Below are 20,144 nucleotides of genomic sequence, written 5' to 3' on the forward strand. Positions count from 1 at the left end.
GCGGTGGCGTCGGGGGACACGACCGTCACGGCGCCAGCGTTGTGATCACCCACTCCGCCGTGGTCCAGTCCTGCGCGGACACCGCGGCGGCGTCCGCGTCGAGGGTGGCGGGATCCAGGGTCAGCCCGCGGCTGGTGTCGGCGCCCAGCTCGGCCTGCTGCATCTGCTGGGCGTCGAACTCCACCGTGCTGACGAACAACTTGAGGACATCCACGGCTCGGGACCGGCCCGGGGCCACCGTCATCCGGACCGTCGGCTCACCGGTGGCGTCGAGGACCCAGGCCTCCTCGCCGGCCCCGAGCCAGGCGCCGCCCCCGGGCAGCAACGGCACCACACCGTGGTCCTGGGTGAGCGCGAACAGGGCGCAGAACAGCGTGGGCCCGAGCCGGTTGACAACCCGGATCCGCGCCGGCGCCCACCGTTGCCCGGGTGGGCATCGCACCTCCACGGTGCCGTCCACGGGTAGCGGGGTGCCGTCCGGCTGCTCGACGGCGACGTCGACCGTCCCCACGGGGATCGTGGTGCCCGGGTTGCGCCGGTCGAGCAGGTCGTGCCAGCGACCGATGTGTGCCGCCCGGGCCGGATCGCCGCCCGCGTCGCCGGCGCCTTCGCCGGCCGGGCCGCCGCCCGGGTCGCCGGTGCTCGTGCGGCCACCGGCCGCGCCGGCACCCGCCGTGCCGTGGCCTTCGGGCCCGCCCGGGGCGGTGCCCGCCCGGCCCACGCTCGCGCGATAGGTGCGTGCCGGATCGAGGGCACCCTCGCCGTCGGTGATCCGGACGTCGCTCTCACCGACCCGCACCGCGCTGAGGACGCCCCGCGCGAGCGGACCGGCCGAGGCCGGCGAGGCACCGCCCTGCGCCGCGCCGATCGGGAACAGCGCGATCTCCGTGCGGCCGACGGCGATGTCCGGGAGTCCGTGCACCACGCCGCCGTCGAGCAGCCACCGACCACCGCGGATGCTCACCGTGAACGGGTGCGCGGCCAGCACCGCGGCGCCGCCGAGGAACGGTTTGTCGAGGTCTCCCGGCTCGGCCACCTCGAGCTGCGGGCTCTGATCGGCGACCAGATCCAGGGTGGCAGCGCTGCACATCCGGTGGATGTCCCGATAGGAGAGCGGCCCGATCGCGCCCGTGAGGGCCCGCTCGAGGCCGGCCGACAGCACCCCGCGGGTGACACCCCGCACCGGTCGCTCCTTGGCCTTCTGGTCCGAGCGGCACGCGGACAACGCCACCCAGCGCGCGGCCGGCTTCGCATCGCCCAATCCTCTGGTGGTCGTCAGGGACAGGCTCACGCCCGGCGGGCGGATCCGGTCGTCCGCGGGCGCCGCGCGGACGCCGCCGGTGGCATCGTCGTCGACCGTGCGGGTCCCGCCCCCCGAGTGGCAGCAGTCCAGCACGGCGAGCACGTGGCCGCCGCGCCGCGCGGCCAGGCCGAGCAACTGCGCGAGCTCCTTGTCCGCCAGGTCGAACACGTCGGGGGTCCGGGCGTCGTAGGGGACCAGGGTCTCGATGAGTCGATCGGGCTCAGCGTGCCAGCTCGACTCGGGGGCCCGCTCCTGGGAGCCGTGCCCGCTGTACCAGAACACGGCGACGTCGTCGGGCCCGGTGCGGCCGAGGTGCTCGAAGAACGTGGCGATCAGGGCCTCCCGGGTCGCCTCGGCGTCACGCAGGGTGCGCACCTCCAGCGCGGCGCCCGTGGACTCCGCGCGCACTCGCAGGACCTGCTCGGCCGCCGCGACGTCGTTGCCGCAGCCCGCGAGAGGCGTGATCGCGAGGTAGTCGTCGATACCCACGAGAAGTGCCCGGACGGTGCCGGCCATGCGTTCCTCCCTGATCGCCGGCGGTGATGCTCCAGTCTCGCGCGATCGGCCCTGCCGCGACGGGTGATTCGGTGCGCATCCCCGGGTGAATCGGCCGGTTCGCGGGAATCACACGGTATTTCGCTGTGCCGGTTGCGCAGCGGTCGGACAATGGAACCGAGCCGCCTTCGGCGTTCACCGGTGAACGCCGACCGCGGAGCGGAGGTGTTACTCGTGCGTGCATATCTCGATCTGGATCTGGCCCTCGTCTCCGACCGCGGAGGCGCGGTGCAGGCGCGCGTCACGAGTTCGCCCGCAGGCGTTGCGGAGGCCGCGTTCGAGCTGCCTGTCACCCCCATGGAGCTGGCGCGATTCCTGGTCGCCACCGGCCCCGCACGAACGCCGGCGCGAGGCATCTCGCTGAGCCCGAGTCCGGTGGACCTCCAGGACATCGGCGGCCGGCTCAACGACGCGATTTTCGCCGGTGACATCCGGGCCTGCTTCCAGCGCAGCCTCGCGCTCGCCGAGCAGCAGGGGAAGGGGCTGCGGATCCGGCTCAACCTGAGCGGTGCCCCGGACCTGGCCGGCGTCCCCTGGGAGTACCTGTACTCGCACGCGCTGAGCCGGTTCCTCACCCTCTCCACCGACACCCCGCTGGTGCGCTTCCTGGACACCCCGGCGCGGTCCACGCCGTCCGGGCTGGACCCGCCGCTCCGCGTCCTCGTGATGATCTCCAGCCCGAGTGACGCCGCCCAACTGGATGTGCAGCGCGAGGCGGAACTGCTCCGCACGACGACGGCGGACCTGACCGCGGCCGGTTCGCTCGAGCTGGTGTTCCTCGACTCCGCGACCCTGACCGGGCTGCAGCACGCGATCTATCAGCGCTTCCACGTCTTCCACTTCATCGGGCACGGCGGTTTCGACCGGGCCGCGGGCACCGGGGTCCTCGTCCTGGAGCGCGAGGACGGCACCTCCCACCTGGTCTCCGCCGCCAAGCTGGGCACACTCCTGCACGATGCCAAGAGCTGCCAGCTCGCGGTGCTGAACGCGTGCGAGGGTGCGCAGACGTCGGGCCAGGACGTCTTCTCCGGCGTCGGGCAGACGTTGGTCCGGCAGGGGCTGCCGGCGGTGGTTGCGATGCAGTCGGAGATCTCCGACCGCGCCGCGGTCGCCTTCTCGCACGAGTTCTACTACGTGCTCGCGAGCGGTCGCTCGGTCGAGGAGGCGGTCGTCGAGGCGCGCAAGGCCATCTACCTCACCTACGAGGACTCCGAGTGGGGCACCCCGGTGCTGTTGCGGTCCGCGGCCGAGGAGCAGCCGTTCCTGCTCACCCGGCCGGCTGCCCTGCCCACCCGGGACCAGCACTGGGCCGCGATGCGCGCCGCCGCCCAGGAGGCGGCCGCTGCGGGCTCCGACCGCGTCGCGGTGCCGTTGCTGCAGCAGCTGGTCGCCGAGAACCCCGATGACGACGGGGCGACGGCGTTGCTCGCCCGGGTGCAGACCGACGCACGCGCCGATGCCAGCCATGACCCCGCCCAGCGGGTCCGGCCCGACGGGCGTGCGGATGCTCCGGTCCAGCCGGGCCCGCAGCCGCGCGACCAGGCGTCCCGGCCCGCCCCGCCGGCACCGCCGGCACCGTTCCCACCCGTCGGCCCGAGGACGCCGCGCCCAGACCCACGCCGACGGCGCCGGCTCACCACCGCCGTCGTGCTCACCGTGGCTCTCGGGTTCGCGGGCGTCGGTGGCTATGCGGTGTGGCGGTCGGTCCAGCCGACCGATTCCGCGAGCGGGGCGAGTCCGAGTGTGGAGCAGGCCTACGTGGTCACCGCGTGCGGCGAGGAGGCAGAGCTGCCCGATCCGAGCCCGGACCTCGTCAGCATCCCGTGTGCCCTGCAGGCGCCGGTGATGGACGGGGACATGTCGGACTGGGGGGACGTGCCGGCCTGGCACGCGAGCGAGACGGTGTACGCGAACCCCGAGGATGCCGGCGCCGCCGACTTCGCGAGCGCCTGGTACCTGGTGTGGACCAGGGACTTCCTGTTCGTCCATGTCGAGGTCCTGGACCCCGTGCCGACGCCGGTCGACCCGTACTCCCCGTCCGCGTTCTGGGAGGGGGACGGGGTCTCGTTCGAGTTCGGCTCGGACCCTCGCGCACTCGCCGACACCGAACGGCTGCGTCCCGATGACCTGCACGTGCTGCTCGGGGTCACCGCGGAGCGGGTGCTCACCGCCGCGAACGCCCCGGGCGGGCGGGGCACGTTCGAGGCCGCGATCGGAGATCTCGGCGTCGACACCGGGCTGCAGTTCACCGAGCAGGGCTACCTCATCGAGGCGGCCTTTCCGTGGAGCACTCTGAACGTGGCCTCGCCGCCTGCCCGTGGTGACGTGTTCGGGATGAACCTGAACGCGAGCAACGCACGCCTGAACGGGCCGACCGCACCCACGGATCTGGCCCGGATGGTCAGTTCGAACCCGATCCGGACCTCCGCGGAGCAGAACCTGCCCGGGCTCTGGCACACCGCGGTGCTGGCCGGTCCGAGCGCCTGAGGCGCCGTCCGCGATCGTCGTTACCAAATCGGGACCTCATCGGGCCCGGAACGACTTGACGTGACCCCCTGACGAGAATACCTTTCAGCGATACCCACGACGTCGTGAGAGGAATTTTCAGTGGAACTGGATTCTGTCGAGACAGCGGACGGCATGCTCCGCATGGTCGAGCGCATCCAGGCCAACCTCCCACAGATGTCCGCGACGATGTCGAAGATCGGTGACCTGCTGCTCGCCGAGCCGGCCGCACCGCTCGAACTGTCCATCACCGAGCTCGCCGACCGGGCCGGCACCTCCGCGGCCACCGTCACCCGGTTCTGCCGCCAGCTCGGGTACCCCGGCTACGTGCAGTTCCGGGTCGCCGTCGCAGCGGACAGCGGCCGCGGCGAGGCCGACGACCAGTGGCGCACCGAGATCGGGCGGACACTCTCCCCGACCGACCCACCGCAGGCCGTGCTGCGGACGCTGCTGAACGCGCACATCCGCTCGCTGCGCGCGACGGCCGGCACGGTCGACGTCGCCGAGTGCGCGGCCGTGGCAGAGCGCATCGCCAGCTCGCGGCACCTGGACATCTACGGCACCGGCGGCAGCGCTGCGATGGCCGACGAGCTCGAGAACCGGCTGTACCGGATCGGGGTCAACGTGCATTCCTGGGGTGACGTGCACGCCGGCCTGGCGAGCGCCTCGATCCAGGACGAGCGCACGATCGCGATCGGCATCTCCAACAGTGGCCGCACCAAGGAGACGATCGAGATGCTCGCCCGGGCGAAGGCGTCCGGGGCATTCACGGTGGCCATCACGAACCGGCACACCTCCCCGCTCGGGCAGCTCGCGGACGTCTGCCTGACCGCGTCCGTGCCGGAGCAGTACCTGCACCCCGCCGACCTCTCCGCCAAGCACTCCCAGCTGTTCGTCCTGGACCTGATCTATCTCCTGGTGATCCAGCAGGACTTCACCGACAGCGTGAACAAGATCGCGGCCTCCGCCCGCGCAGTGTCCGGGCACCGACGGTTCGCCTCCGCGGACCGCAACGATCCGAGCGCGTCATGATCGCCGGCGCACCCGACCTCCTCGCCGAGGCCACCGGTCGCCTCGAGCGGCTCGCTGCCGCGGCTGCCGATGGTGCCTACGACGCCGCGATCGACCTCATGGTCGACGCGATCGACGCCGGAGGGGTCATCCAGGCGTTCGGGACCGGGCACTCCCAGGCGTTCGCCATGGAGATGGCGGGCCGCGCCGGCGGGCTGATCCCCACGAACGGCATCGCACTCCGCGACGTCGTCCTGTTCGGCAACCGGGAGCCCGCCGCCCTGTTCGGCAGCGAGCTCGAGCGGGATCCGAACGTCGTCGGCGAGCTGCTCCGGGTCACCCGGATCGGGGAGGAGGACGTCTTCCTGATCGCCTCGAACTCCGGTGTGAACGGGTCGATCGTGGGGCTCGCGCTCGCGGTCAAGGAGCGTGGCCACAAGGTGATCGCCGTGACCAGCCTCGAACACACCAACAGCGTCGAGCCCCAGCACCCGAGCGGGGTCCGACTTGCCGAGGTCGCCGACGTCGTCGTCGACAACCTCGCTCCTCGCGGGGACACCACCCTGACCATCGCCGACGGCGTGGGCGTGGGTGCCGTCTCCTCGATCACCGGGGCGTTCGTCGCCCAACTGTTGACCCTCGGTGTGGCCCAGCGCCTCGCCGATGCGGGTGGCACGCCACCCGTCTACCTCTCCGCCAATGTCCCTGGCGGCGATGAGCACAACCGGGCACTGCAGCACCTGTACCGCGACAGGATCCGCTGGAGTGTCTGACCTGCAGGCGTCTCGGTAACCTCCGCCGCCTACCCCCCAAGAAAGGTAACCACCATGACCGTCCAACACGTTCCAATGAACCGGCGCACCGTTCTGCGCGGCGCGCTCGCCGCCGCGATCGGTATCCCGACGGCGGGCGCCCTCGCCTCCTGCGCCACCGGCGGCGCTGGCGACGACGACCCGACCGACGGCGGCAACACCGGCGAGGCATCGGACACCAACCCGTTCGGTATGGCGGAGAACACCGTCGTGGACGCCGTCATCTTCGACGGTGGCTACGGCATCGACTACGTCGAGTTCGCCGCTGCGATCCTCGCCGAGACCCACCCTGGCTCCAGCGTCGAGGTGCAGTCCTCCACCCAGATCGCCACCGAGCTGCAGCCGCGCTTCGTCGGCGGCAACCCGCCCGACCTGATCGACAACTCGGGCGCACAGTCCATGGGCTTCAACACGATCCTGGACCAGCTCGAGGACCTCACCGACGTCATCGACGCGCCGAACCTCGAGGGCACCACGATCCGGGACACGCTCTACGGCGGGGTGCTGGCGCCGGGCACGTTCGACGGCAAGCTCGCCGCGATCAACTACGTCCTGACCGTGTACGGCATCTGGTACTCCGCGAGCCTGTTCGCCGACAACGGCTGGACGCCGCCCACCACCTGGGAGGAGGCGAAGGAACTCGGAGCACTGGCAAAGGAGCAGGACAAGTACCTGTTCCTCTTCGGCACCGAGGCGGCCACCTACTACCAGACACTCGCCATCGACTCCGCGATCATGGAGGGCGGCGACGAGGTTCGCCTGGCCCTGGAGAACCTGCAGGAGGGCTGCTGGTCCCTGCCGGCGATCCAGTCGGTGTTCACCGCGATGAAGGAGATCATCGACCTCGGCTACATGAAGCCCGGTGGCTCCGGTACCCAGTTCACCGCGGCGCAGGCGCAGTGGAGCAACGATCAGGCGGCGCTGCTGTACCCGTCCGGGTCCTGGATCGAGAACGAGATGAAGGATCAGACCGCGGACGGCTTCGAGATGACCGGCATGACCACCTTCACGGTCACCTCGGACTCCGCTCTGCCTGCCACCGCGTTGCACTCCACGGCCGGTGAGCCGTTCATCGTGCCGAGCGACGCCGCCAGTGTCGAGGGCGGCAAGGAACTGCTGCGCACGATGCTCTCGAAGGAATCGGCGGAGAACTTCAGCAAGACGAAGCTCGCGCCGACCGTGATCAAGGACCTCGTGCCTGCGGACGGCTTCGGCTCGACCGCGTTGGTCTCCCAGACGGACATGCTCTCGGCCGCCGGCGACGACATCTTCACCTACAACTTCGTCGCCACCTACGGCATGAACCAGGAGCAGCTCGTGTTCTGGAACTCCTTCCTGGACGGGCAGAGCACCGTGGAGAAGCTCACCGCCGATCTGCAGGGACTCACGGACCGGATCCGGGAGGATGACTCGATCACCAAGATCGAGGTCCAATGACCGCGGCAGGTGCCGACCCCGGTCGGGCGATCGCAGTCGGTGTTGGGCCCTCGGGGCGGCGCAAGCCGTCCCGGGGGCCCCGGCGGCGCAGGCTGTCCGTCGACTACGTCAGTTTCATGCTGGTGTTCCTCGGACTGCCCTTGGCGATCTTCCTGATCTTCGTCATCTGGCCGTTCGTCCAGGCCGTGTTCTACTCGATGACGGACTGGACCGGCTTCACCGCGGAGTTCAACGTGATCGGCCTCGGGAACTTCGAGAAGCTGATCAACGATGCGATCTTCATGAAGGCGATGCTGAACAGCATCAAGATCGCCATCGTGGTGCCGATCGTGACGATCGTGATCGCGTTGACCTTCGCAACGCTGATCACGGTCGGTGGTCCCAGCAAGGGCCAGGTGCGAGGCATCCGGAACTCCAGCTTCTACCGGGTGGTCTCGTTCTTCCCCTACGTGATTCCCGCCATCGTGATCGGCCTGATCTGGCGGCAGATGTTCGACCCCTCGGCGGGTCTGCTGAACGGCCTCCTGACCGGCCTCGGGTTCGAGCAGTTCGATTCCTACGCCTGGCTGGGCAAGGTGGGCACGGCCCTGCCGGTGACGATGTTCGTGATCGTCTGGGGTGCAGTGGGCTTCTACATGCTGCTGTTCATAGCCGCGATCAAGGGTGTTCCAGCGGAGACGCTCGAGGCAGCCCGGATCGACGGGGCCGGGCGCTTCCGCACGGCGGTCTCCATCGTGATCCCACTGATCCGGGACAACGTGCAGACGGCCTTCATCTACCTCGGCATCATGGCCCTCGACGCCTTCGTATTCGTACAGGCACTGAATCCGAGCGGCGGCCCGGACAACTCCACCCTGGTGATGTCACAGCAGTTGTTCCGGACCGCGTTCACGCAGGGTCAGTTCGGCTACGCGAGTGCGATGGGTGTGGTGCTGGCCATCATCACCCTGCTGTTCGCTGCGCTGGTGTTCATCATCAACTGGGCAACCGGCGGACGCGACGAAGGAGGACGAGCATGACCACGCTCACCCGGACCAGCACACCTGGCCCGCCGGTGGTGGTTCCAGGCAGCAAGGACGACACGACCGGTGGGGATCGTGCGGTCGCCACGGTGTCCCACACCGTCCTGATCATCTGGTCGATCATCGTCATTCTGCCCCTGTTGTGGACCCTGCTCTCCTCGTTCAAGACCTCGTCGGAGATCTTCGCGTCGCCGTTCGCACTGCCGGCGGAGTGGAACTTCGACAACTACGTCTCGGCGTGGGTCTCGTCCGGGATCGGCGGGATGTTCCTGAACACGGTGATCGTGGTCGGATTCGCGCTCGTGCTCGTGATGCTGCTCGGCGGCATGTGCGCGTACGTGCTGGCCCGGTTCGCGTTCCCCGGCAGGCGTGCGATCTACTACCTGATGCTGGCTGGGCTCACGTTCCCGGTGTTCCTGGCGATCGTGCCGCTGTTCTTCGTGCTGCGAAACATCGGCCTGCTGAACACGCTGCCCGGTCTGATCCTCACGTACGTGGCGTTCGCACTGCCGTTCACGGTGTTCTTCCTGTACTCGTTCTTCCGGGGGCTGCCGGACGAGATCGCCGAGGCCGCGGCCATCGACGGGGCGGGGGAGTGGCGCACGTTCTTCCAGGTGATGCTGCCGATGGCACGGCCGGGCATGGCCTCCGTGGCCATCTTCAACTTCCTCGGGCTCTGGAACCAGTTCCTTCTGCCCGTGGCGTTGAACAGTAACCAGGACAATTACGTGCTCTCCCAGGGGATGGCGGGGTTCGCGTCATCGGCTGGCTACGCCGTCGACTTCGGCGCGCTGTTCGCCGCTGTGGTGATCACCGTCGTTCCGGTGCTCATCGTGTACGTCATCTTCCAGCGTCAGCTCCAGGGCTCGGTGTCCCAGGGCACCATGAAGTAGCTGTTCTCCGGTGCTGGGCCGGTGCCGCGAGGGCGGCGCCGGCCCTCCTAGAGACTGATCGGAGTGCGGTGGTGATCACCGCGGGCGTCGACGGCTCCGTGGTCCGCAGTGAGGAGCTGTTCCACCCGGTAGGCGTCATCGACGGGTCGCCCGTGAGTGACGGCGATGGCCTCGCTGACGACGTCGGCCAGGAGACCGCGGCGTTCGTAGGCCCGCCGCTGCCGGCCGGCCCCCGTGCCACCGTCCAGGATCCGCTGCAGGGACTCCTCGACGTAGGCGGCGTCGCCGGCCTCTTCGAGGGCGTCCCGGACATGGTTCTGGAGTGCGAGGATCGCATGCCTCGCGACGACCGGCCGGTGGGTCACCGGGTGGAGCAGGTCACCGGTCAGACCCCATCGGCTGGCCTGCCATGCCGCCTGACGCAGGACGATGGCCGGGACCGGGTCCGGCGCCGTTCCGGCCCTCCATTCCCGTGCCGCGGTCTCTGCCAGGGCCCGCACCAGGGCAGCGATCAGAACGGTGTCGCGGGGATCCAGGCACACGTCGGAGACTCGGATCTCAACGGTCGGGTGCCGGGCCGACAAGCGCGCGTCGAAGTCCGGACTGACCACCACGCCGGTGCCTGAGAGGTCCGCGACCAGTGCGTGGTAGGCCTGCGCCGAGCCGAAGACCTCCGTGGGACCGGCGGTGGACCACCGGTTCCAGGCCTGCGTGCGGAAGCTGGCGTAGCCACTGTCCGCGCCGTGCCAGAACGGGGAGTTCGAGCTCAGGGCGATGAGCAGCGGCAACCACGCCCTGATGCGGTCCAGGATCGCGACGCCCTCCTCGTCGGAGTCGACGCAGACATGGACATGCATGCCGCAGGTCAGTTGTTCCCTGGCGGTCAGCGCGTGCTTCTCCAGCAGCGCGTCGTAGCGGTCGGTCCTGGTGGGGTGGGGCACCAGGGCCAGCGGGGATGTGGCGAGCGCCACGATCCGCACGCCCGCACTTCGGGCGAGCGTGTCGGCGAAGGCGCGTCCGGCCACGATCTCGGCGGCGAGTCCGCTCAGGTTGCTGTGCGGGCGGGTGATGACCTCGAGCTGTTCCTGATGCAGTTCGACGGTCAGCGTGGGGTGAGGGGTACCGTCGACCGGCTCGCGGCCCGGGTCCTGCAGGCGCAGCAGGTCTGCGGCCAGTGGCAGGGGGGCGCCATTGTAGGGATCTACGATCAGGAATTCTTCCTCGACACCAAGGGTACGCACCTGGTAAGTGTCGCCGACGAAACGGGCTGCGGACGCCTTTCGGAGTACGCCTGGGGCGAAGCCGCGGCAACACGCCGCAACAGGTCGGGGGCAGACCGTGCGATGGCGTAGGGTGTGCGGTGTTGGAGGGGAGTACCTCACAAGCGGTGGTGTCGTCATCACAGTCGATCTCGGATCGACTCGGTGCCACCGGCCCGATTCTCGGGTGAGGGAGACCTCCGGTGTCCAGTACCGCTCACCGGAGGTTGAACAAGTGGATGTCCACCCCTGGGCCTGGGGCGTAACCCTTGGCCTGATCGCCATCATGCTCACCGTCGACTTCGTCGGCCACGTACGCAAGCCGCACGCCCCCAGTCTCAAGGAGGCGGCATTCTGGTCCGCCGGCTACGTCGGAATCGCGCTGTTGTTCGGCGTGTATGTCTGGATGGTCTGGGGCGGCGACTTCGGCAACCAGTACTTCGCCGGCTACATCACCGAGAAGTCGCTCTCGGTCGACAACCTGTTCGTGTTCGTCCTGATCATGGCGAGCTTCCGGGTGCCGCGGGAGTATCAGCAGAAGGTGCTGCTGATCGGCATCGTGATCGCGCTCGCGCTGCGCACCATCTTCATCTTCCTCGGCGCCGCGATCGTGAGCGAGTTCGCCTGGGTCTTCTACATCTTCGGTGCATTCCTGCTCTACACGGCGTACACGCAGATCAAGTCCAAGGACTCCGACGACGACGATTTCAAAGAGAACGCCATCCTGCGCCTGACCCGCCGGATCTTCCCCACCACCGACGGGTTCGTCGGCGACAAGATGTTCGTGGTCCAGGACGGCCGACGTCACATCACACCGATGCTGATCGTGATGCTCGCGATCGGCAGCGCGGACATCCTGTTCGCCGTCGACTCGATCCCGGCGATCTTCGGCCTCACCCAGGAGACCTACCTGATCTTCGCGGCGAACGCGTTCTCCCTGCTCGGCCTGCGGCAGCTGTTCTTCCTCATCGACGGGCTCCTCGACAAGCTCGTCTACCTCAACTACGGGCTGGCTGCGATCCTGGCCTTCATCGGCGCGAAGCTGGTGATCCATGCCATGCACGAGAATGACGTGCCGTTCATCAACGGGGGCGAGCCGATCCACGCCATCCCCGAGATCAGTACCAACCTCTCGCTCGTTGTGATCCTCGGCATCCTCACCGTCACGACGGTCACCTCGCTCACCTTCGGCAAGAAGCGCGCCGAGGTGGCGGCCACCAGCGAGGAGCAGGCGCGCGAGCTCGACCCTCGCTAACCTCTCCTCAGACACGACACACGAATGCCGGCGGGCACTGCCCGCCGGCATTCGTCGTCCTCGCCGATCAGTCGTTCTGCGCGGCGAACGGCCCGATCACGGGGTTCCACGCGCGCACCGTCCGGTGCGTGATGAACTTCGCCCGTTGGAACGGGTCCTGATCGAGGATCCGCCGCGCCGCGTCCGCGTCGTCGGCCACCACGAGCAGCAGCGCACCGGGCGTGGCGCTGTCGAGCCACGGTCCGGAGGCCAGGAGCGTGCCCGTCTCGAGGAGGTCGCGCAGGTAGGCGCGGTGGTCCGGGCGGATCTCGTCCATCTCGGCGGTGCGGGTGATGTCGTAGGTGTACTCGACTGCGAAGGTTGTCAGCATGCCTGCGACATTAGTGGTCCGGCGGGCCCGGCACCCCGCTCAGAGGCTCTGCCGGTACCGCAGCGGTGACAGTCCGACGTGCCGTTTGAACGCGGTGCTGAACGCACTCTCGGAGGAGTATCCGAGCCGTGCGGCGAGCGCTCCGACGCGGACCTCGTCATCGCGCAGTGCCCGTTGGGCGAGCAGCATCCGCCACCGGGCGAGATAGGTCAGCGGTGGCACGCCTGCCACGGTCCGGAAGTGCTCGGCGAACGACGTGCGCGACATCGCGGCCGCCGCGGCCAGGTCCGCAAGGCTCCAGGGCTCGCCGGGATCGGCGTGCATCATGGCGACGGCCGGGCGCAACCGCTCGTCCGTCACCACCCGGAGCCAGCCCGGCGGCAGATCGGCCTGCTCGACGTGGGCGCGCACCATTTCCAGCACGAGGAGCTGGACGTGCTGCCGGATCGCGAACTCGGCGCCCACCCGGCGCAACCGCACCTCCTCGAACAGGCGATGGAGGGTGCCGCGCAGGTTGGTGGCGCTCGGGCCCGAGCCACGCAGGTGTCCTACCGGTGGCAGTGCCTGCATCAGCAACGTCCGGCCGGCCGGGTTGAGGTCGACCCGACCGCCGACGATGGTGTCGTCGGTGCGGAAGTCGATGCCGGCCGGATCGGCGGACGGGCCGTTCTCCTCGGGCTGGATCTCGCGAGGCGACCCATCGCCGGTGCCGCCCTCCAGTTCGAGCCAGGCCCGGTTGTTCAGGATGGCGACGTCGCCCGGCTCGAGCTCGAGCGGAGCGTCGATGCCGTCTGTGGTCAGCCGTGCTCGGCCGCTCACGACGGCGAAGAACTTGAACGGCGTCTCCAGCGGCCCTCGCGAGACCCACCGGTCGCGGGCCACGAACCCGCCGGACAACACGCCGCGGACCTCGACCAGGTCGAACACCTCGGACAACTGGTCTCTGCTCATCTTCGTACTATTGCGAAGAAAATACGGATCGACAACCATTCAGAATCCGACGGTTGCTGGTGAGGATGGAGCCATGTCCTACACCACCGTGCACCAGCAGCATCCGATCGGATCCGGCTTCACCCCCAGCTCGACGGCGGACGACGTGCTCGCGGGCATCGACCTGACCGGCCACAACGTGATCGTCACCGGAGGCCACTCCGGGCTCGGCCTGGTGGCCACCCGCGCGCTGGCCCGGGCCGGCGCCTCGGTCACCGTCGGCTCCCGTGACACCGACCGAGCAGCCGACGCGGTCGCCGGCATCGAGCACGTCGAGGTCGGCCGGCTGGACCTACTGGACCCGGACTCGATCGATGACTTCGCCGCGCGCTTCCTCGGCACCGGGCGGCCACTGCACATCCTGATCAACAACGCGGGCTTTCCCGGATCGGCCGAGATCGTCCGGGACGCGCGGGGTTATGAGGCGCAGTTCGCGGTCAACCACCTCGGCCATTTCCAGCTGACACTCGCGCTGTATCCAGCCCTTCGTGCCGCCCGCGGGGCCCGGGTCGTGACCACCACCTCCGGCGCCCAGCGGGCCTCCGACATCCTGTGGGACGACCCCAACTTCACCACGGGCGCCCACAACTTCGGCCTGTCCTATCCACAGTCGAAGACCGCGAACGTGCTGTTCTCCGTCGAACTCGACCGACGCTGGGCCGCCGACGGTATCCGCGGGTACGCACCGCACCCGGGCATCGTCCCGGCCACCTCGTTCAACCGGTCGGTCGGCCAGGACGTGCAGCGCGCCATGCACCTCGTCGACGCTGCCGGCGAACCGATCATCGAGCCCGACCGCGGCAAGAAGACCCCGGAGCAGGGGGCCGCGACGATCGTGTTCGCAGCCACCAGCCCGCTGCTCGACGGCATCGGCGGGGTCTACCTGAACAACTCCGACATCACACCCGTCGACCCTGATCTGCGGCCCATCGACCTCACCGACCCCGACGTCGACGTCCCGGTCGACGTGGCACCGCACTCCATCGATCCCGAGTCCGCCCGACGCCTCTGGGCGATGAGTGAGCAGATGATCGGCCGCGAGGCACCCGGTGGGCGCGGGGAGGTCCGCTGACGCGTCACCAGCCGCGCTCGCGCCATTGCGTCAGTTGTCCGCGTTCGGCGCCCAGGGTCGTGTTGTCGCCGTGGCCGGGGTGGACGACCGCGTCGTCGTCGTAGACGCCGAAGAGCCTGTCCTCGACGTCGTCGATGAGCGAGGCGAAATCGGCTGGCGATCCGGTCTTGCCCACCCCACCGGGGAACAACGAGTCGCCCGTGAACAGATGGACCCGACCCCCGCCGTCGCCCCGGTCCTCGCGGAAGGCGAGTGCGACCGAACCCGGCGTGTGTCCGCGCATGCCGACCACGGCGAGGTCCACCCCGCCCAGGGTGAGCGTGTCGCCGTGGGCGAGTTCGCCGTCGGCCGGGATCGGCAGCTCACCGGCGTCGGCGGTGCCGGCGAGCACTCGCGCGCCGGTCGCGGCGGCCACCTCGGCCAGCGCACGGTGGTGGTCCCAATGCCGGTGGGTGGTGACGATGGCCGTGACCGGCCCGCCGCCCGCCTCGGCGACCAGGGCCAGCACCCGTGCGGCGTCGTCGGCGGCGTCGATGATCAGGTGCGTGCCGCCGTCGGGCTCGGTGAGCACGTAGCAGTTGTTGTCCTGCGCGGACACACTGGCCTTGCGGATCTCCAGGCCGGGCACGGCCCAGTGGGCGGACGGACCGCCGGGGCTGACGTGCCCGGGCACGAACGGTGCGCTGTTCACGCGGTGGCCTCCAGGGTGTGGGCGGCGCGCACCAGTGCGAGGTGGGAGAGCGCCTGTGGGAAGTTGCCCGCGAACCGGGCGTTGGTCGGGTCGTACTCCTCGGCGAGCAGGCCGAGGTCGTTGACTGTCGCGACGAGTTCGGACATCCGCCGGGCGGCCTCGTCGGTGCGCCCGATCCGCGCGAGGGCATCGACGAGCCAGAACGAGCACGCATAGAAGTGGTGCTCGCCGGCGGGCAGCCCGTCCACACCGGTGGCGGTGTGGTAGCGCAGCACGTGCGGCCCGTGGGCGAGTTCGGCGTCGATCCGGGTCACGGTGCCGACGATCCGCGGGTCATCGGGTGGAAGGAAGTGCACCTGGAGCAACTGCAGGAGGGACGCGTCCACCTCGGTGGACCCGTAGTGCTGTGTGAAGCTGTTGGTCGCGGGGTCGTAGCCGTGGGCGAGGATGTCGGCGCGGATCTCGTCGCGGGCCGCGCGCCACTTCTCGATCGGGCCGGGCAGGCCGTGGGCCTCCACGCCGTGGATGGCCCGGTCGACGGCAGCCCAGCACATCACCTTCGACTGGGTGAAGTGCTGCTTCTCGCCGCGGATCTCCCAGATGCCGTGGTCGGGGTCGCGCCACCGCTCAAGCATGTCCTCCACCAGGTGGACCTGCAGCGACCACGAGTCCTCGCTCTCGACCAGGCCGGCCTCTCGGGCCTGGTCGAGAGCGACCATCACCTCGCCGAGGACGTCGTTCTGGACCTGCCCGACGGCGCCGTTCCCGATCCGTACCGGGGCGGAGGCCGCGTAGCCGGGCAGGTGGGGCAGTTCTCGCTCGGGCAGGTCGCGACCGCCGTCCATGCGGTACATGATCTGCAGGTCCTCGTAGTCGCCGGCGACGGCGCGCAGCAGCCAGGATCGCCAGCCGGCTGCCTCCTCGCGGTATCCGAAGTCGAGCAGCGCCTCGAGGGTGAGCGAGGCGTCCCGCAGCCAGCAGTAGCGGTAGTCCCAGTTGCGCACCCCGCCGAACTCCTCCGGCAGTGAGGTGGTGACCGCGGCCGCGATCCCGCCGGTCTCGTCGTTGGTGAGCAGCCGCAGCACGAGCAGGGACCGCTTCACGGCATCCGGGTGCGACCCGCCGTACACACCCGCCGACGCCCAGGCGTCCCAGATGCCGGTGGTGGCACCGAGGAAGTCGTCGGCCGGAAGTGCCTCCGGGACGTCCGCCCAGGAGGGGGTCCAGGTCAGGCTGAACTGGAGCCGCTGGCCGGCCCGGACCTCGAACTCGTCCTCGTGGCGTTTGTCGGTGGCACGGGGGAGGCGGTCACCGTGCAGGGTCAGTGCGTCCGGGCCGGCGACCGCCCTGATCACCGGCTTCCCGTTGGGGTCCTCGGTGCGGCGCACCCACGGCACGATGGCGCCGTACCCGAACCGGATGGTCAATGCGTGCTGGAACGACACCGTGCCCTCGAGGCCCTCGATCCGGCGGAGCACGTCGGCGCGCCCGTCCTCCATGGGCATCCACTCGGTCACCCGGGCCCGACCGGTCGCGGTGGTGTACACGGTGGTCAGCACGAACGACCCGCCGTCGTAGCTGCGCCGCACGTCGGTCGCATCCGGGGCGGTGAGGAGCCACCGCCCGTTCTCGGGGGTGCCGAGGAGGTTCGCGAAGCACGCCGGCGAGTCCAGGGCGGGCAGGCACAGCCAGTCGATGGAGCCGGTCCGGCTGACGAGGGCGGCGGTGCGGGAGTCGCCGAGGACGGCGTAGTCCTCGATCGGAGTGGCGGAGGTCTCGGTGCGCGTTGTGCTACTCATCACTCCCATTGTGTCGGGTGGGTGGGCCCGACGCAGGAAGCCCAGCCGAACTGGGGTCCATTGGTGACCCGGGACGCGCCGAAGCGCACCGACACGCCGTCGAACGGTTGTACGATGTCCGGGATTCGCCTTACCATGTTGGGCGTGAGTGACACCCTTCTCGTCCGCGGCGCGCGCGAGCACAACCTCAAGAACGTCAGCATCGACCTACCCAGGGATCAGCTGATCGTGTTCACCGGGCTCTCCGGTTCGGGGAAGTCCTCGTTGGCCTTCGACACGATCTTCGCCGAGGGACAGCGGCGGTACGTGGAGTCGCTGTCCGCCTACGCGCGGCAGTTCCTCGGCCAGATGGACAAGCCGGACGTGGACTTCATCGAAGGACTCTCGCCCGCGGTCTCGATCGACCAGAAGTCGACGAACCGGAACCCCCGGTCGACGGTGGGCACGATCACCGAGGTCTACGACTACCTGCGCCTGCTGTTCGCGCGCGCGGGCACGCAGTTCTGCCCGGTCTGTGGCGAGCGGGTCACGGCGCAGACGCCGCAGCAGATCGTCGACCAGCTCCGGGAGATGCCCGAGGGCACCCGGTTCCAGGTGCTGGCGCCGGTGATCCGCGGGCGCAAGGGGGAGTACGCGGACCTGTTCCGGGACCTGCAGTCGCGGGGGTTCAGCCGCGCCCGGGTCGACGGCGAGGTCGTCCAGCTGAGCGAGCCTCCGGTGCTGGAGAAGAAGCTCAAGCACAGCATCGAGGTGGTCGTCGACCGGCTCGTGGTGCGCGAGAACATGCGTCAGCGGCTCACCGACTCGGTCGAGACGGCGCTCGGTCTGGCCGAGGGCCTCGTGATCGTGGACCTCGTGGACGCGGACGCCGATGATGCCAACCGGGAGCGCCGGTTCTCGGAGAAGCGTGCGTGCCCCAACGAGCACCCGCTCACGCTCGATGAGATCGAGCCGCGCACGTTCTCGTTCAACGCCCCGTACGGCGCGTGCCCGGAGTGCACGGGGATCGGCACCCGCCTCGAGGTGGACCCCGACCTCGTCGTCTCCGATGATGAGCTGAGTCTGGCCGGGGGAGCGATCGCCCCGTGGGCGCAGAGTTCCTCGCAGTACTTCGACCGGGTACTCGCCGCGCTCGCGGACGACTTCGGGTTCTCCATCGACACCCCGTGGCGGGCCCTGCCGGAGCGCGCCAAGGAAGCGGTCCTGTACGGCAAGGACCACAAGGTGCACGTGAAGTACAAGAACCGGTGGGGCCGTGAGCGCTCGTACTCGACCGGGTTCGAGGGGGTCATCGCCTTCCTCGAGCGGCGGCACTCCGAGACTGACTCGGAGTGGTCGCGGGAGAAGTACGAGGAGTACATGCGGGAGGTGCCGTGCCCGGTGTGCGAGGGTACCCGGCTCAAGCCCGAGGTCCTCGCCGTGAAGATCGGCGGCAAGTCGATCGCGGACGTGTGCGCCCTGCCCATCGACGAGGCGAAGACGTTCCTGGACGGTCTCGAGCTCGGTGAGCGGGAGGCCGCGATCGCCGGGCAGGTGCTCAAGGAGATCCACGCCCGGATGGGGTTCCTGCTGGACGTCGGCCTCGACTACCTGTCCATGTCCCGCCCAGCGGCCACCCTGTCCGGTGGCGAGGCCCAGCGGATCCGGCTGGCCACCCAGATCGGCTCGGGTCTGGTCGGCGTCCTGTACGTGCTGGACGAGCCAAGCATCGGCCTGCACCAGCGGGACAACCGGCGCCTGATCGAGACGCTGACCCGGCTGCGTGACCTCGGCAACACGTTGATCGTGGTCGAGCACGACGAGGACACGATCCGCGCGGCGGACTGGATCGTGGACATCGGTCCGGGTGCCGGCGAGCTCGGTGGGCACATCGTGCACTCCGGTGACTACGCCGGACTGCTCGCCAACGAGGGATCCATGACCGGGGCGTACCTCTCCGGGCGACGCTCCATCCCGATGCCGGCCAAGCGCCGTCGGCCGGAGAAGGGGCGGTACATGACCGTCGAGGGCGCCCGGGAGAACAATCTCCAGGGTGTCGACGTGTCGTTCCCGCTCGGGTGCTTCGTGTCCGTCACGGGGGTGTCCGGGTCGGGGAAGTCGACCCTGGTCAACACGATCCTGTACAACGTGCTCGCGAACGAGCTGAACGGCGCCCGGCACGTGCCCGGCCGGCACAAGCGGGTCACCGGTCTGGAGCAGCTGGACAAGGTCGTGCACGTGGACCAGAGCCCGATCGGTCGAACCCCGAGGTCGAACCCCGCCACCTACACGGGTGTCTGGGACCACGTGCGCCGGCTGTTCGCGGAGACCACCGAGGCGAAGGTCCGCGGGTACACCCCGGGCCGGTTCTCGTTCAACGTCAAGGGCGGCCGCTGCGAGGCCTGCTCCGGTGACGGGACGCTCAAGATCGAGATGAACTTCCTGCCCGACGTGTACGTGCCCTGTGAGGTGTGCCACGGCGCCCGGTACAACCGGGAGACCCTGGAGGTGCACTTCAAGGGCAAGACGGTCGCCGAGGTGCTCGACATGCCGATCTCGGAGGGCGCGGAGTTCTTCGCCGCCGTGCCGGCGATCGCTCGCCACCTCAACACACTCGTCGATGTCGGTCTCGGGTACGTGCGCCTGGGTCAGCCGGCGCCGACGCTCTCCGGCGGCGAGGCGCAGCGGGTCAAGCTCGCGTCGGAACTGCAGAAGCGCTCCAGCGGCCGCACCGTGTACGTGCTCGACGAGCCCACCACCGGCCTGCACTTCGAAGACATCCGCAAGCTGATGGATGTGCTCCAGGGCCTGGTGGACAAGGGCAACACCGTCATCGTGATCGAGCACAACCTCGACGTGATCAAGAACGCCGACTGGGTCATCGACATGGGCCCCGAGGGTGGTAACGGCGGCGGGACCGTCGTGGCGCAGGGGACGCCGGAGCAGGTCGCTGCCGTGCCCGCGTCGCACACCGGCAAGTTCCTCGCCGAGATCCTCGGCACCGACGCGGTGGCCGAGCTGAAGCCGATCACGAAGGTGGCCGACCTCGCCAAGCCGAAGGCTCGCTCGGTGCGCCGAGCGCAGAAGGCCAAGACCGCCTGAGACGGCCCGCCACAACCCGGCCGGGTTGTGGCGGCTCGCCGTTCCTCGAGCCGGACGTCCAGTCCGGATCGACCGTGATGAACGATGCG

15 protein-coding genes are annotated in these 20,144 nt (G+C 69.4%); 9 read left to right on the top strand and 6 right to left on the bottom strand.

The window, feature by feature from the left end; translation table 11 throughout:
• Positions 1-25 precede the first annotated feature (25 nt).
• Positions 26-1,819 carry a caspase family protein gene (locus tag KCQ71_RS00895; protein ID WP_223401790.1) on the bottom strand — a complete coding sequence of 598 codons (1,794 nt, stop codon included), beginning with the start codon at positions 1,817-1,819 and terminating at the stop codon, positions 26-28.
• A gap of 213 nt (positions 1,820-2,032) precedes the next feature.
• Here KCQ71_RS00895 and KCQ71_RS00900 point away from each other — a divergent pair, with 213 nt between their 5' ends.
• The 6 genes from KCQ71_RS00900 to KCQ71_RS00925 all read left to right on the top strand — a co-directional run bounded on the left by KCQ71_RS00900 (position 2,033) and on the right by KCQ71_RS00925 (position 9,538).
• The gene (locus KCQ71_RS00900) at positions 2,033-4,345 is read left to right on the top strand and encodes a CHAT domain-containing protein (protein ID WP_223401792.1); all 2,313 of its coding nucleotides are present in this window, start codon (positions 2,033-2,035) and stop codon (positions 4,343-4,345) included.
• A 120-nt stretch (positions 4,346-4,465) separates the two neighbouring features.
• A complete protein-coding gene (locus tag KCQ71_RS00905; protein WP_223401794.1) occupies positions 4,466-5,395 on the top strand; it encodes a MurR/RpiR family transcriptional regulator in 930 nt (309 codons plus the stop codon).
• On the top strand, positions 5,392-6,147 hold the full coding sequence (locus tag KCQ71_RS00910) for a sugar isomerase domain-containing protein (protein ID WP_223401796.1): 756 nt from the start codon (positions 5,392-5,394) through the stop codon (positions 6,145-6,147). Before KCQ71_RS00905 ends, KCQ71_RS00910 begins: the two co-directional genes overlap by 4 nt.
• 54 nt (positions 6,148-6,201) lie before the next feature.
• Positions 6,202-7,623, top strand: a complete 1,422-nt coding sequence (ngcE, locus tag KCQ71_RS00915; protein WP_223401805.1) for an N-acetylglucosamine/diacetylchitobiose ABC transporter substrate-binding protein — start codon at positions 6,202-6,204, stop codon at positions 7,621-7,623.
• 116 nt (positions 7,624-7,739) lie between these two features.
• A complete protein-coding gene (locus tag KCQ71_RS00920; protein ID WP_223401916.1) occupies positions 7,740-8,642 on the top strand; it encodes a carbohydrate ABC transporter permease in 903 nt (300 codons plus the stop codon).
• Positions 8,639-9,538: a carbohydrate ABC transporter permease gene (locus tag KCQ71_RS00925; protein WP_223401807.1), complete on the top strand. Its 900-nt coding sequence runs from the start codon at positions 8,639-8,641 to the stop codon at positions 9,536-9,538. The genes KCQ71_RS00920 and KCQ71_RS00925 overlap by 4 nt, the downstream gene beginning before the upstream one ends.
• A gap of 47 nt (positions 9,539-9,585) precedes the next feature.
• Here the strand turns inward: KCQ71_RS00925 and KCQ71_RS00930 are convergent, their stop codons facing one another.
• Positions 9,586-10,779 carry a carboxylate-amine ligase gene (locus KCQ71_RS00930; RefSeq protein WP_308116589.1) on the bottom strand — a complete coding sequence of 398 codons (1,194 nt, stop codon included), beginning with the start codon at positions 10,777-10,779 and terminating at the stop codon, positions 9,586-9,588.
• Positions 10,780-11,032: 253 nt separating this feature from the next.
• Between KCQ71_RS00930 and KCQ71_RS00935 the strand changes: the two genes are divergently transcribed.
• Entirely contained in the window at positions 11,033-12,052 is a 1,020-nt protein-coding gene (locus KCQ71_RS00935; protein WP_223401811.1) for a TerC family protein, read from the top strand.
• A gap of 67 nt (positions 12,053-12,119) precedes the next feature.
• On the opposite strand, the gene KCQ71_RS00940 is transcribed toward KCQ71_RS00935, so the two are convergent.
• Both KCQ71_RS00940 and KCQ71_RS00945 read right to left on the bottom strand, forming a co-directional pair.
• The gene (locus KCQ71_RS00940; protein ID WP_223401813.1) at positions 12,120-12,422 is read right to left on the bottom strand and encodes a YciI family protein; all 303 of its coding nucleotides are present in this window, start codon (positions 12,420-12,422) and stop codon (positions 12,120-12,122) included.
• A gap of 39 nt (positions 12,423-12,461) precedes the next feature.
• Positions 12,462-13,373 carry an AraC family transcriptional regulator gene (locus tag KCQ71_RS00945; protein WP_223401815.1) on the bottom strand — a complete coding sequence of 304 codons (912 nt, stop codon included), beginning with the start codon at positions 13,371-13,373 and terminating at the stop codon, positions 12,462-12,464.
• A gap of 73 nt (positions 13,374-13,446) precedes the next feature.
• Between KCQ71_RS00945 and KCQ71_RS00950 the strand changes: the two genes are divergently transcribed.
• Positions 13,447-14,484, top strand: a complete 1,038-nt coding sequence (locus tag KCQ71_RS00950) for an SDR family NAD(P)-dependent oxidoreductase (protein ID WP_223401817.1) — start codon at positions 13,447-13,449, stop codon at positions 14,482-14,484.
• Between the two features lie 4 nt (positions 14,485-14,488).
• Here the strand turns inward: KCQ71_RS00950 and KCQ71_RS00955 are convergent, their stop codons facing one another.
• Together KCQ71_RS00955 and KCQ71_RS00960 are read right to left on the bottom strand one after the other, a co-directional pair.
• On the bottom strand, positions 14,489-15,175 hold the full coding sequence (locus KCQ71_RS00955; RefSeq protein WP_223401819.1) for an MBL fold metallo-hydrolase: 687 nt from the start codon (positions 15,173-15,175) through the stop codon (positions 14,489-14,491).
• Positions 15,172-16,974 (bottom strand): glycoside hydrolase family 15 protein, encoded by a 1,803-nt coding sequence (locus KCQ71_RS00960; RefSeq protein WP_223401821.1) that lies wholly within the window; start codon positions 16,972-16,974, stop codon positions 15,172-15,174. Before KCQ71_RS00960 ends, KCQ71_RS00955 begins: the two co-directional genes overlap by 4 nt.
• Positions 16,975-17,118: 144 nt before the next feature.
• Here KCQ71_RS00960 and uvrA point away from each other — a divergent pair, with 144 nt between their 5' ends.
• A complete protein-coding gene (gene uvrA, locus KCQ71_RS00965; protein WP_223401823.1) occupies positions 17,119-20,055 on the top strand; it encodes an excinuclease ABC subunit UvrA in 2,937 nt (978 codons plus the stop codon).
• Positions 20,056-20,144: the final 89 nt, after the last annotated feature.

Origin of the sequence: Occultella gossypii (assembly GCF_019947135.1) — a bacterium.
Classification (GTDB): domain Bacteria; phylum Actinomycetota; class Actinomycetes; order Actinomycetales; family Beutenbergiaceae; genus Occultella; species Occultella gossypii.